A 12,298-nucleotide genomic window follows, 5' to 3' on the forward strand; every position below is an offset into this window, starting at 1 on the left:
AAAAAGCGGAATGACGTAGATACGTCACCCCGCTTTCTTATAGAATCATCTGCGCGCTTTTAGTGGACACACTAAAGCTGTAGCTTACAGAAAAGGCCCATTTTGGTCTACCACCAATGTGCCTGAAATGCGGGGAAATGCGACAGCGGGTTGAAGCGAATCAGTCAGTAAAAGGCCGAATCCCGCAGTGTGTACGAAATCCGGCCTGTTAACTGCAGATGCAAGGATCAATGCAGATCCAGCACATCCTGCATGTCATACAGCCCCGGCGCCTTGCCATCGAGCCACATCGCGGCCCTCACGGCACCCTTGGCAAACGTCATGCGACTGGACGCCTTGTGGGTGATCTCGACACGTTCACCATCGGCAGCAAACAGCACCGTGTGATCACCGACTACATCACCGGCGCGAATTGTCGCGAAGCCGATGCTCTGGCGATCACGCGCACCGGTCTGGCCTTCACGACCATAGACCGCAACCTTCTGCAGGTCACGCCCCAACGCACTGGCAACCACCTCACCCATGCGCAACGCAGTGCCTGACGGCGCGTCGACCTTGTGACGGTGATGCGCTTCGGTGATTTCGATATCGACGTCATCACCCAGAACCCGGGCCGCCGTATCAAGCAACTTCAGACACAGGTTGACGCCGATACTGAAATTGGCGGCGAACACGATCGGGATGTCCTTGCCCGCCTCAACCAGACGCTGCTTTTCCTCAACGCTGAACCCGGTCGTGCCAATGATCATGGCCTTGCCCGCCTTGCGGCAGAACGCCAGGTTCTTGAGCGTCACCGACGGATGCGTGAAATCGATCAGCACATCGAACTCGTCTGCGACCTTGGCCAGATCACCTGACAAAGGAACACCGATACGACCCAGCGCAGCCAGTTCGCCAGCGTCCGCGCCAACCAGCGTGCTGTCAGGACGATCAATCGCAGCGGTCAACCCGGCGCCGGGCGCCTGCTGAATCGCTTCGATCAAGGTTTTACCCATGCGCCCGGCGGCGCCCACTACAGCAATACGTCGCATGCCGATTTCCTTAGATAACCTTACAAATCACCGAAGAAGCGCTTCACACCCTCAAACCAGCCACTGGCCTTGGGAGAGTGGGACTCATCATTCTCAAGCGACGTGCGGAACTCTTCCAGCAGCTCGCGCTGACGCTTGCTGAGGTTGACCGGGGTTTCGACCGCCACACGACACATCAGGTCGCCCGCACCGCCACCGCGTACCGGAGCAACACCCTTGCCGCGCAGACGGAACTGCTTGCCGGTCTGGGTACCCTCGGGGATCTTCAGCTTGACGCGACCGTCGAGGGTCGGCACTTCAAGCTCGCCACCCAGCGCTGCATCGGTAAAGCTGATGGGTACTTCGCAGAACAGGTGCTTGCCGTCACGCTGGAAGATGTCGTGCTCGCGCACGTTGATGACCACGTACAGGTCGCCCGTCGGACCACCCTGAACGCCCGCCTCGCCTTCGCCGGACAGACGAATGCGGTCGCCGGTATCAACACCTGGCGGCACTTTGACGGAGAGCGTCTTGTACTCTTCAACACGGCCTTCGCCATGGCACGAATCGCACGGATCGGAAATGATCTTGCCGTGACCATGGCAACGCGGGCAGGTCTGCTGCACAGAGAAGAACCCCTGCTGCATGCGCACCTGACCGATACCGCCACAGGTCGGACACGTGACCGGCGAAGAGCCCTTCTTCGCGCCACTGCCATCACACGGCTTGCAGTTGACCAGCGTCGGGACGCGGATGCTGACCGTTGTGCCACGAACCGCCTCTTCGAGGTTCAGCTCGAGCGTGTAACGCAGGTCGCTGCCACGCTGGGCACCACCGCGTCCACCGCCGCCAGCTCTGCCACCACCGAAGAAGTCACTGAACACATCACCGAAGATATCGGAGAAGTTCGCACCGCCAGCGCCACCACCAAAGCCTCCACCGCCGCCCATGCTCGGGTCGACACCGGCATGACCGTACTGATCGTAGGCCGCACGTTTGCTGGCATCGGACAGGACTTCGTAGGCCTCGTTGGCCTCCTTGAACATCTCTTCCGACGCTTTGTCATCAGGGTTGCGGTCAGGGTGATGCTTCATCGCCAGACGACGGTAAGCCTTTTTCAGCTCCGCCTCGCTGGAGCCTCGCTCCACTCCCAACACTTCGTAATAATCACGCTTTGCCATAATTCTTCCGCACTCTTGAGGACGTTCGGCAAGACCCTCCTGAGCCTCGCCAAACTCGTTGAGCCCCATACAGGCCCGGACCCAACTCACGTCAATTCAACGATCCTGGTCTTCGTTCAACGGCCAGAAACATCCGACCGAGAAAGCGGCAGAATGAGTCGCCACGCAGGAGCATCGCGATCTTGCCACATGGCATTCGGACCGAAATCCGCCTGCCGAAATTTTGCCTGTTCCAGACACGCCAACGCGGGAGCAAGCTCCCGCGCGGCGACATCCTACCAGTCACCACTCGAAAGAGGTCAACCGGCTTGCAAGTGAGCCTGCGCTTACTTGTGGTCTTTCACTTCTTCGAACTCGGCGTCGACAGCGTCGTCAGCCTTGGACGGTTCGTCAGCAGGCTTGGCCGCTGCTTCCGGGTTCTCGGCCTGCTCGGCGTACATCTTCTGAGCGATTGGCGCGGAAACCTTGGACAGCTCTTCAACCTTGGCTTCGATGGCAGCCTTGTCGTCGCCTTTGACAGCGGCTTCCAGAGCGACCACTGCAGCTTCGACTGCGGTCTTCTCTTCGGCAGTCACTTTGTCGCCCGCATCGGAGATCATCTTGCGAGTCGAGTGGACCAGCGCATCACCCTGGTTACGGGCAGAGGCCAGCTCTTCGAACTTGCGATCCTCTTCAGCGTTGACTTCAGCGTCACGAACCATCTGCTGAATTTCTTCCTCGGACAGACCGGAGTTGGCCTTGATCACGATGGACTGCTGCTTGCCGGTGGCCTTGTCTTTCGCGCCTACGTGCAGAATGCCGTTGGCGTCGATGTCGAAGGTCACTTCGATCTGTGGCACGCCACGTGGAGCCGGTGGAATCTCGGCCAGGTCGAACTTGCCCAGGGACTTGTTCTGACCGGCTTGTTTACGCTCACCCTGCAGCACGTGAATGGTCACAGCGCTCTGGTTGTCATCGGCAGTCGAGAACACCTGCGATTTCTTGGTAGGAATCGTGGTGTTTTTCTCGATCAGCGCTGTCATCACGCCGCCCATGGTTTCGATACCCAGAGTCAGCGGGCTGACGTCGAGCAGCAGAACGTCTTTGACATCACCGGCCAGTACCGCACCCTGGATGGCAGCACCCATGGCAACCGCTTCGTCCGGGTTGACGTCTTTACGCGCTTCTTTGCCGAAGAACTCGGTCACCAGCTTCTGAACCAGCGGCATGCGGGTCTGACCACCGACCAGGATCACGTCGTTGATGCTGCCGATGTCGATGCCAGCATCCTTCAATGCAATGCGGCAAGGTTCGATGGTGCGCTGAACCAGGTCTTCAACCAGCGATTCCAGCTTCGAACGGGAGATTTTCACGTTCAAGTGCTTTGGACCGGTCGCATCTGCAGTGATGTACGGCAGGTTGACGTCAGTCTGCATGCTGGAGGACAGCTCGATCTTGGCCTTTTCAGCAGCTTCTTTCAGACGCTGCATCGCCAGAGGGTCGCCCTTCAGGTTCATGCCGCTTTCTTTCTTGAATTCGTCGACGAGGTAGTCGATCAGACGAATGTCGAAGTCCTCACCACCCAGGAAGGTGTCGCCGTTGGTGGCCAACACTTCGAACTGGTGCTCACCGTCGACTTCAGCGATTTCGATAACCGATACGTCGAATGTACCGCCACCCAGGTCATAAACGATGACAGTGTGGTCGCCCTTCGCCTTGTCCATACCGTAGGCCAGAGCGGCAGCGGTCGGCTCGTTGATGATGCGCTTGACGTCCAGACCCGCGATGCGGCCGGCGTCCTTGGTCGCCTGACGCTGGCTGTCGTTGAAGTAGGCAGGAACAGTGATGACCGCTTCGGTAACAGCTTCACCGAGGTAGTCTTCAGCGGTCTTCTTCATCTTTTTCAGGATTTCAGCGGAAATCTGAGGAGGCGCCATTTTCTGGCCATTCACTTCAACCCAGGCGTCGCTGTTGTCAGCCTTGACGATCTTGTAAGGGACCATCTGGATGTCTTTCTGAACGACTTCTTCGTCAAAACGACGGCCGATCAGACGCTTTACTGCGTACAGCGTGTTGTGCGGATTGGTTACAGCCTGACGCTTTGCAGACTGACCGACCAGGATTTCACCATCGTTGGCGTAGGCAATGATCGACGGCGTGGTGCGAGCGCCTTCAGCGTTCTCGATAACCTTGGCCTTGCCGTTTTCCAGAATGGAGACACAGGAGTTGGTAGTCCCCAGGTCGATACCGATAATTCTGCCCATCTTGACTCTCCCGAAACTTTGATTTGGTTGCCGCAACTGCGTTTACAAATTGCGGTAGCTCTTAAACGCTTGACCTGTAAATGGGGGCCTTGCAGCTGATTTCAAGCCTGCTCGTCAATTGACGGCGTAACAGGCGACGGTGCCTTGCTGACCACGACCATGGCCGGGCGCAGCAGACGACCATTGAGCTGATAACCCTTCTGAAACACTTTGAGCACCGTGTTGGGCTCTACATCTGCACTTTCCTGCATGGCCATTGCCTGGTGCTGTTCGGCACTGAATGGCTGACCATGCGGGTCGACGGCTTCCAACTGATAACGCTTGAGGGTGTCCTGGAACATCTTCAAGGTCAGCTCGATGCCTTCACGCATCGGGCGAATGCTCTCGTCGTCCGGACTGGACAGCTCGATACCTCGCTCCAGACTGTCGATGATCGGCAGCAGATCACCGGCAAATTTTTCCAACGCAAACTTGTGAGCCTTTTCAACATCCTGTTCAGCGCGGCGGCGGACATTCTGCAGATCCGCAGCCACTCGCAGGGATTGGTCCTGCGCGGCAGCCAGTTGCTCTTCGAGCACTTGCACACGGGTCGCCAGTTCGTCGCCCGCGCCTGCTTCGGCAGCCTGGTCCTGGCTCTGCGCATCCAGATTCTGTTCGTCAGCCATAAGTGTTCTCCTTTAAAAACGTCCGCGAACCCAACTCGCGCTTCTGCCCCCTATATGGGATCGGAATTTTCGGCTTCAAGGGCAGACAGCACTGGATATGTGCATTTCCTCACAAAAAAATAGGGAATAAAGAGCTAGAAAAAATCGACACCCCTCGCTGTGCGGACTAAAAAACAAAGAAGACCAATCAAATCGAGCTAAGCCAAGGCATTGTCAGCAGTAAATAAAACACTGTATAAATAACCAGACAAATAGCTCGGGAGCCGCTCAATGCTGGTGCACCTTTCCGTACATAACTACGCCATCGTCGAACACCTCGATCTCGAGCTTGATCGAGGCATGAGCGTAATCACTGGCGAAACCGGCGCTGGCAAATCCATCATGCTCGACGCGCTGGGCCTGACGCTGGGCGACCGGGCCGACAGCGGCGTGGTTCGTCCAGGTGCCGACAAGGCTGACATCCTCGCCACGTTCGATCTGGAAGACATTCCCGAAGCGCAGGTCTGGCTCAAGGAGCGCGACCTGGACAATGACGGCCCCTGCATCCTGCGCCGGGTCATCACCGCAGAAGGCCGCTCGCGCTCGTACATCAACGGCTCGCCCTGCCCGCAAGGCGACCTGAAAGCGCTTGGCGAACTGCTGATCGACATTCACAGCCAGCATGAGCATCAGTCCCTGCTCAAGACCGATACCCATCGCCGCCTGCTGGACGAATACGCAGGCGCGACCGATCTGGCGCGGCAGGTTCAACTGGCGGCACAGCGCTGGCGTCAGACCCGGCAAGAGCTGGAACGTCTTTCCAACTCGGGTGACGAGCAACGGGCACGCCACCAGTTGCTCAGCTATCAGCTGGAAGAGCTGGAAAGCCTGAGCCTGGGCGAAAACGAGCTGGAGCAACTGGAGCAGGAACACAAGAACCTGACCAACGCCGAAAGCCTGCTGAGCATCTGCCGACAAGTCGTCGAGCAATGCAGCGAGAGCGATTCCGGCAACGTGCTCAATGCCCTCACGGCCAGCCTGCATCGCCTGGGCAGCGTGAATAACTCACCTACCGCACTCAGCGAAGCCACTGATCTGCTGTCCAGCGCCCAGATTCAGGTAGAAGAAGCCGTCGGCGAGCTCAATCGCTTTCTCGACCATTTCGACGCTGACCCGGCCAGACTTCAGCAGCTTGAAGAACGGCTCGATGCTATTTATACACTCGCACGCAAACACCGCATCCAGCCCAACGAAGTGGCGACCCTGCAGCAGAAATTGCTGGATGAAATCGAAACGCTGAATGCCAACGATGAATCCATCGAGCGACTGGAACATGAGGTGCAGGCTTTTGCCCGGCATTATCAGGAAAAGGCTCGCGAACTGAGTGACCTGCGTCACAGCTCGTCGACCCGACTGGCCAGTGCCGTTGAGCAGGAGATTCATCGACTGGGCATGCCCGGCGGTCGCTTCCAGATCGAGTTGAAGACCATTCCCGGCAGCGAGCCTCATCCTCATGGCTTGGAACACGTCGAACTGCTGGTCAGCGCCAACCCCGGTCAGCCGCTCAAGGCGCTGGCGAAGGTGGCGTCGGGTGGCGAGCTTTCACGGATCAGTCTGGCGATCCAGGTCATCACCGCCCAGACCTCTCGTGTACCGACGCTGGTCTTCGATGAAGTCGATGTGGGGATCGGTGGCCCGACGGCCGAGATTGTTGGTCAGCTGTTGAGACGCCTGGGCGAGCGTGGACAGGTCATGACCGTGACTCACCTGCCGCAGGTCGCGGCACAGGGTCACCAGCACCTGTTCGTACACAAGGTCAGGGATAACGACGCGACACGCACTGCCGTGTCGAAATTGACCAAGGCCGAGCGTATAGAGGAAGTGGCGCGCATGCTGGGCGGCATCGACCTGACCAAGGAATCGCTGGCTCACGCCAGGAAGATGGTCATTACCGCTAAAAACTGATCAGCAGAGCGCCGATCCGGATTCATGGACCATAGAAAGCACAAAGGCGACACTGAGGTCGCCTTTGCCGGTGTGCTTACGCCTTTTTGTTGCGCACGTAGAGCACCAGATTGTGGTCCACCAGATCAAAGCCGTGTCGTTCGACGATGGCTTTCTGAAGCTTCTCGATTTCTTCGTCGAAGAATTCGATCACCTCACCTGACTCCACGTTGACCATATGGTCGTGGTGGCCGCCATCAGCCAGTTCGAACACAGCATGACCACCGTCGAAATTGTGGCGAACCACCAGTCCAGCGGCTTCAAACTGAGTCAGAACACGGTAGACCGTGGCCAGACCGACATCCTCGCTCGCCTCCATCAATGCCTTGTAAACATCCTCGGCACTCATGTGGCGCTGCTCGGCAGAATCGAGCATTTGGAGTATTTTGACCCGCGGTAGGGTCACCTTGAGTCCTGCTTTACGTAGTTCGCTATTTTCAACCATGGTCAGCTTTCTCGCAGACGCTGCTTCGCAGCTTCTCTTAATGCAGGTATGATCGGGGTTTACGTTGTCCCAGCCAAGATAGTGGAAGTCGCCCACCGATGCAAAACACCAAGCTCTTGCTAACCAGTTTCACCTTCGTGGGACTGCTCGCACTCGCCGGTTGTTCATTCCCCGGGGTTTACAAAATCGACATCCAGCAGGGTAATGTCGTCACGCAGGACATGATAAACCAGTTGCGCCCCGGAATGACCCGGCGGCAAGTACGGTTTATCATGGGCAACCCGTTGCTGACCGACACCTTCCACGCCGATCGGTGGGATTACCTGTACAGCCTTCAGCCAGGTGGCGGTGAGCGCCAGCAGGAGCGCGTCAGTCTGATTTTCAATGAAAGCGATCAGTTGGTCAGCCTGTCGGGCGACTTCATGCCAGGCGTAAGCCGCGATGAAGCGATCCTCGGCAAGGACGGCGATACCACCACCGTGCCGGTCGAGAACCAGCCTCAGCAGCCGCCTGAAGAGCCGGCCAAACCAGGCTCGTTGCTGGACAAGATCCAGAAAGACGTCGACAGCGTCGAGACTGTACCTGTTCCGACCCAGGAGCCACTGGACGTCAACCCTCGCTGACGCCAGACGCTCGAAGAAAAGCCCGGCATGCCGGGCTTTTTTGTGCGTTACGTTCAGTAAACATTCAGCTGGCAGTGGGCGGCACCCTGTTCTGACGGGCCTTGGCCGCACGCTGACGGCGCGCTTCCATGGGATCGGCCAGCAACGGGCGATAGATCTCGATTCGCTCCCCCGCCTCGATACAGCGCACGGAAGGGTCGCTGACCACCTTGCCGAAAATGCCGACAGAGCAGTTAGCCAGGTCCAGTTCTGGAAACTGCCGATCAATACCGGAAGCAGCCAGCGCCTGTCGCACCGTTGAGCCAGCAGGCACCTCCACACTCAGCAATGCCTGACGATCGACGGCGGCATAGACCACCTCGACCGTTATCAGCGTGTCAGACATGCAACTGCTTGGCGCGCTGGCAGAATGCGTCCACCAGGGTATTGGCAGCCTGATTGAACAGCGGCCCCAGGGTTGCACGCACGATCGGGCCTGCGTAGTCGAAGGAAAGGTCCAGGCTGATCTTGCAGGCCTTCTCGCCCAACTGCTTGAACGTCCAGACGCCATGCAATTGCTCGAAGGGACCTTCAACCAGATCCATCACAATCGACTCGCCCGGTATCAGCGTGTTTCGCGTCACGAATTGCTGGCTTAAACCGCCTTTTGCGATTTCCAGACTGGCGCGCATCTGCTCGTCACTGGATTCAAGAACGGTTGCCGACGAGCACCACGGCAGAAACTCCGGGTAACGCGCGACATCATTGACCAGCTCGTACAGGAAACGAGCCGGGTACGGCAAAAGGGCAGAACGTTGAATATGCGTAGTCATGTGAGCGTCATTTCCAGAGCTGAGCGGCAAACACCACAAGAATGCCGAGCGGCGCCACGTAGCGCATCAAAAAGAACGTCAGGCTGAACAGCAGCGGGCTGCGAATCGACAACTCATCGCGCACCGCTTCACGGCCCATCACCCAACCGGCGAATACTACAAAACACAATCCACCCAGCGGCAACATGATCCGCGAGGTGAGGAAATCGATGACTCCGAAGAAGTCCAGGCCATTGGATGCGCCCCACTGGTAGAGATGAAAAGCGCCCCCATCGTTCACGAAAAACTTGGCCTTTTGCCAGATATTGAACGAGAACACCGTACCAAGGCCAACAAACCAGCAGCTGAAGGCCAGCCAGAACGTAACCCAGGCACGACGAACGCCGGTGCGCTCCACCAGATAGGCAACCATCGGCTCAAGCAAGGAAATCGCCGAACTCCAGGCGGCCACCGCCACCAACACGAAGAACACTACGCCCATCAACTGACCGAACGCTACGTTACCGAACGCGAATGGCAATGTGACGAACATCAGGCCAGGCCCCTCACTCGGGTTCAGACCTGCGGCAAAAACGATTGGGAATAGCGCAAGGCCCGCCAGCAACGAAACGAAGGTATCGAGCAGTGCAATGCCGACCACCGTGGTGCTGATCGACGCGCCCCTGGTCATGTACGCACCGTAGACCATGATCGAACCGACACCCACGCTCAACGAAAAGAACGCGTGCCCCATCGCGGGCAACAAGCCGTCGAGAACCTTGTCCGGGTTGAAGTCGAACATGAAATGCACGCCTTCCATGAAGTGCCCGGTAGTCAGGCTGTAGCCCAACAGAATCAGCATCAGCAGGAACAGCATCGGCATCATGATGCGCAAACTGCGCTCGAGACCGGCTTCGACACCCTTACCGATCACGACCGCCGACAGCAGCATGAAAATGGTGTGCCAGAGAATCAGGCGCCAGGGATCGGCAATCACGCCGCCGAAGTAAGCGCCGACCTGATCAGCCGTCACGCCCTGAAAGTCACCGCGCCCCATGTCGATGATGTAGTCCAGCGACCAGCCGCCAACCACACTATAGAAGGAGAGGATAAGCAGCGCGGTGATCATTCCGGCGAACGCACCCCAGGACCAGCGCGCCGAATGACCGGCTTCGACGGCCAGCGTCTTTAAGGCATTGGCCGGGCTCAATCGTGCGCGACGACCGATCAGCGTCTCCGCCATCATGACGGGGACACCGATCAGGGCGATGCATGCCAGAAACACCAGCACGAATGCGCCGCCGCCATAGGCACCGACCATGTAGGGGAATTTCCAGATACTGCCCAGCCCGACGGCAGAGCCGGTAGCAGCCAGAATGAATACCCAGCGGCTTGCCCAGCTACCGTGGACCGAGACTTTGTCTGTCGACATGACTGAAACGCCCAACCAAAAAAGAGCGCGCATTGTCCGGGATTCAACCATTGTGCTCAAGCACACGCTTTCCCGTAGCCGACATTGAAGCAACTCCCTATAATGCGCCCCCTATGGCTAAGCTCAAGAAACACCCTACAGGGACCATCGCGCAGAACAAGAAGGCGCGACACGATTACTTCATCGAACACAAGTTCGAGGCCGGTCTGGTCCTGGCTGGCTGGGAAGTAAAAAGCCTGCGTGCCAACAAGGTACAGCTGGTCGACAGTTACGTGCTGCTCAAGGATGGCGAGGCATGGCTGATGGGCTGCCATATCACGCCGCTCAAGACGGCCAGCACGCACGTCATCGCTGACCCGACACGCACCCGCAAACTGCTGCTGAACCAGCGCGAGCTCGAAAAGCTCATCACGTCTGTTCAGCAGAAAGGCTATGCCTGCGTGGCCCTCTCCCTTTACTGGAAGCAGCACTTGATCAAGTGCGAAATCGCTCTGGGCAAAGGCAAGAAGGAATACGACAAGCGCCACACCGAACGCGAACGCGACTCGGACCGTGAGCTGCAGCGCGCCGTGCGCAGCAAGGGCAAGGACGACTGAGCCTGAGCTGATCGCTCGCAAGCTCTGCGCTCATCGTTATACACAAATCGACCTGAAGGAATGCGGTGCCTGAAAGTGGGAGCGGACTTGTCCGCGAATACTGCGTTTCAGACGCTGCATCTTCAACGTATGTACCAGCTTTCGCGGACAAGTCCGCTCCCACGGTCGAAATAGTGCCCGCTCCAGATGCTCATTGCGACTTGTGTATAACGATGAGCACTCCGCGTGGGATGCCGCCCGAGACGCTCCGCGTCACAAATGACACAGATTGCGGATTCAGTGAGCCGAACGCATGACGCTCTGCGCCACATCCGCGTCCGGACTGCATGCCAATACCGATATCACATCGTATTACGCCGCTCTGCCCGGGCCGTGCGCTGAACCTGCTGCCTGACTTCTTCCAGCACTTCCTGCACATACGTCAGGTGCCTGCTCGACACCTCGCGCGCGTCTTCCGCGCGGCCTTCAATGATCGCCATGTAAAGCTCCCGATGCTGCGTGATCAGCATGTCGCGAGTTTCCGTGCGCTGTTTGTACATGCCGCCAATGTTGATCACCACATTGCGCTTGAGCAGGTCGAACAGGCCACGGATGGTGTGCAGCAGGACGGCGTTGTGGCTGGCCTCGGCAATCGCCAGGTGGAAGCTGGCATCGGCTGCGCCCTCCTCGGCCCGACTGACCTCGTCGGCACGCGAATAACAATCCAACAGTGACTCGAACGCCACGCGCAGACGCTCGCGATCCATCTCGGTGGCGCGCATCGCTGCGTAATACGCGCAGGACGCCTCCAGCGTGTGACGAAACTCCAGCAGGTCACGCTGCGCATCGGGACTGCTTTCCAGCAAGTGCAGCAACGGGTCGCTGAACGTCGAACCGATGTTCTCGACCACGTAATTGCCGCCTCCCTGCCGACTGACCAACAGACCCTTGGCCGTCAGTTTTTGAATCGCCTCGCGCAACGACGGGCGTGATACACCGAACTGCTCGGCCAACGCTCTTTCCGCCGGTAAACGCCCACCCGATTTGAGGGTGCCTTCCAGAATCATCTTTTCCAGCTGCTCGACGATATCGTCGGACAAACGGCGCTGACGCACCTGATCAAAGCCCATAGCACTTACTCCAACGTCCCGGCTCGCTGCCGGGCCCGCGTATTCTGGCTGATTGCCGCCACCAAGGCACCTGTCCAATTCAGCCGAAAACCCTGTCTGGCACTGCCCTTCCAGAGCCCATGCGACAAAAGTCATGACCCCGCAAATTGACACACCAATCACAAGGCCTCTAATCTAGCCAGCAGACATTGTAAATTGGTATTACCAATTATCCAATGCC

At 58.1% G+C, this 12,298-nt stretch carries 12 protein-coding genes; 3 read left to right on the forward strand and 9 right to left on the reverse strand.

Going from position 1 to position 12,298, the window contains the following annotated elements:
• Nucleotides 1-227 precede the first annotated feature (227 nt).
• The 4 genes from dapB to grpE form a co-directional block, all read right to left on the reverse strand.
• A complete protein-coding gene (gene dapB / locus QRN20_RS15290) occupies nucleotides 228-1,031 on the reverse strand; it encodes a 4-hydroxy-tetrahydrodipicolinate reductase (protein WP_029244464.1) in 804 nt (267 codons plus the stop codon).
• 20 nt (nucleotides 1,032-1,051) lie between these two features.
• Nucleotides 1,052-2,191, reverse strand: coding sequence for a molecular chaperone DnaJ (dnaJ, locus tag QRN20_RS15295; protein ID WP_004880000.1), 1,140 nt, complete (start codon nucleotides 2,189-2,191; stop codon nucleotides 1,052-1,054).
• A 326-nt stretch (nucleotides 2,192-2,517) separates the two neighbouring features.
• Nucleotides 2,518-4,470 carry a molecular chaperone DnaK gene (gene dnaK / locus QRN20_RS15300; RefSeq protein WP_257118501.1) on the reverse strand — a complete coding sequence of 651 codons (1,953 nt, stop codon included), beginning with the start codon at nucleotides 4,468-4,470 and terminating at the stop codon, nucleotides 2,518-2,520.
• Nucleotides 4,471-4,535: 65 nt separating this feature from the next.
• Nucleotides 4,536-5,099, reverse strand: a complete 564-nt coding sequence (gene grpE / locus QRN20_RS15305; RefSeq protein WP_029244463.1) for a nucleotide exchange factor GrpE — start codon at nucleotides 5,097-5,099, stop codon at nucleotides 4,536-4,538.
• A gap of 270 nt (nucleotides 5,100-5,369) precedes the next feature.
• Here grpE and recN point away from each other — a divergent pair, with 270 nt between their 5' ends.
• A complete protein-coding gene (recN, locus tag QRN20_RS15310; protein ID WP_285360693.1) occupies nucleotides 5,370-7,043 on the forward strand; it encodes a DNA repair protein RecN in 1,674 nt (557 codons plus the stop codon).
• 76 nt (nucleotides 7,044-7,119) lie between these two features.
• On the opposite strand, the gene fur is transcribed toward recN, so the two are convergent.
• A complete protein-coding gene (gene fur, locus QRN20_RS15315; RefSeq protein WP_002555142.1) occupies nucleotides 7,120-7,527 on the reverse strand; it encodes a ferric iron uptake transcriptional regulator in 408 nt (135 codons plus the stop codon).
• Nucleotides 7,528-7,625: 98 nt separating this feature from the next.
• Between fur and QRN20_RS15320 the strand changes: the two genes are divergently transcribed.
• Nucleotides 7,626-8,150 (forward strand): outer membrane protein assembly factor BamE, encoded by a 525-nt coding sequence (locus tag QRN20_RS15320; RefSeq protein WP_004880010.1) that lies wholly within the window; start codon nucleotides 7,626-7,628, stop codon nucleotides 8,148-8,150.
• 64 nt (nucleotides 8,151-8,214) lie between these two features.
• Here the strand turns inward: QRN20_RS15320 and QRN20_RS15325 are convergent, their stop codons facing one another.
• From QRN20_RS15325 to QRN20_RS15335, 3 genes are read right to left on the reverse strand one after another with little or no spacing between them, the layout of a single operon-like run.
• Entirely contained in the window at nucleotides 8,215-8,535 is a 321-nt protein-coding gene (locus tag QRN20_RS15325) for an RnfH family protein (protein ID WP_096767229.1), read from the reverse strand.
• Nucleotides 8,528-8,962, reverse strand: a complete 435-nt coding sequence (locus QRN20_RS15330) for a type II toxin-antitoxin system RatA family toxin (RefSeq protein WP_029244460.1) — start codon at nucleotides 8,960-8,962, stop codon at nucleotides 8,528-8,530. The genes QRN20_RS15325 and QRN20_RS15330 overlap by 8 nt, the downstream gene beginning before the upstream one ends.
• A 7-nt stretch (nucleotides 8,963-8,969) precedes the next feature.
• Nucleotides 8,970-10,373 carry a sodium-dependent transporter gene (locus QRN20_RS15335; protein ID WP_285360695.1) on the reverse strand — a complete coding sequence of 468 codons (1,404 nt, stop codon included), beginning with the start codon at nucleotides 10,371-10,373 and terminating at the stop codon, nucleotides 8,970-8,972.
• 113 nt (nucleotides 10,374-10,486) lie between these two features.
• On the opposite strand from QRN20_RS15335, the gene smpB reads away from it, so the two are divergent.
• Nucleotides 10,487-10,969 (forward strand): SsrA-binding protein SmpB, encoded by a 483-nt coding sequence (gene smpB / locus QRN20_RS15340; RefSeq protein WP_025996617.1) that lies wholly within the window; start codon nucleotides 10,487-10,489, stop codon nucleotides 10,967-10,969.
• A gap of 341 nt (nucleotides 10,970-11,310) precedes the next feature.
• Here smpB and QRN20_RS15345 read toward each other — a convergent pair whose 3' ends face one another.
• Complete coding sequence (locus tag QRN20_RS15345) at nucleotides 11,311-12,078, reverse strand: GntR family transcriptional regulator (protein ID WP_285360696.1); 768 nt, start codon at nucleotides 12,076-12,078, stop codon at nucleotides 11,311-11,313.
• Between the last annotated feature and the right edge of the window lie 220 nt (nucleotides 12,079-12,298).

It is taken from the genome of Pseudomonas sp. fls2-241-TYG-175 (assembly GCF_030209155.1).
GTDB classification, from domain to species: domain Bacteria; phylum Pseudomonadota; class Gammaproteobacteria; order Pseudomonadales; family Pseudomonadaceae; genus Aquipseudomonas; species Aquipseudomonas viridiflava.

Excerpts from the sequence above, each read along its gene's own strand:
- dapB (WP_029244464.1), bottom strand. The coding sequence starts at position 1,031 with ATGCGACGTATTGCTGTAGTGGGCGCCGCCGGGCGCATGGGTAAAACC.
- dnaJ (WP_004880000.1), bottom strand. The coding sequence starts at position 2,191 with ATGGCAAAGCGTGATTATTACGAAGTGTTGGGAGTGGAGCGAGGCTCC.
- grpE (WP_029244463.1), bottom strand. The coding sequence starts at position 5,099 with ATGGCTGACGAACAGAATCTGGATGCGCAGAGCCAGGACCAGGCTGCC.
- recN (WP_285360693.1), top strand. The coding sequence starts at position 5,370 with ATGCTGGTGCACCTTTCCGTACATAACTACGCCATCGTCGAACACCTC.
- fur (WP_002555142.1), bottom strand. The coding sequence starts at position 7,527 with ATGGTTGAAAATAGCGAACTACGTAAAGCAGGACTCAAGGTGACCCTA.
- QRN20_RS15320 (WP_004880010.1), top strand. The coding sequence starts at position 7,626 with ATGCAAAACACCAAGCTCTTGCTAACCAGTTTCACCTTCGTGGGACTG.
- QRN20_RS15325 (WP_096767229.1), bottom strand. The coding sequence starts at position 8,535 with ATGTCTGACACGCTGATAACGGTCGAGGTGGTCTATGCCGCCGTCGAT.
- QRN20_RS15330 (WP_029244460.1), bottom strand. The coding sequence starts at position 8,962 with ATGACTACGCATATTCAACGTTCTGCCCTTTTGCCGTACCCGGCTCGT.
- QRN20_RS15335 (WP_285360695.1), bottom strand. The coding sequence starts at position 10,373 with ATGTCGACAGACAAAGTCTCGGTCCACGGTAGCTGGGCAAGCCGCTGG.
- smpB (WP_025996617.1), top strand. The coding sequence starts at position 10,487 with ATGGCTAAGCTCAAGAAACACCCTACAGGGACCATCGCGCAGAACAAG.
- QRN20_RS15345 (WP_285360696.1), bottom strand. The coding sequence starts at position 12,078 with ATGGGCTTTGATCAGGTGCGTCAGCGCCGTTTGTCCGACGATATCGTC.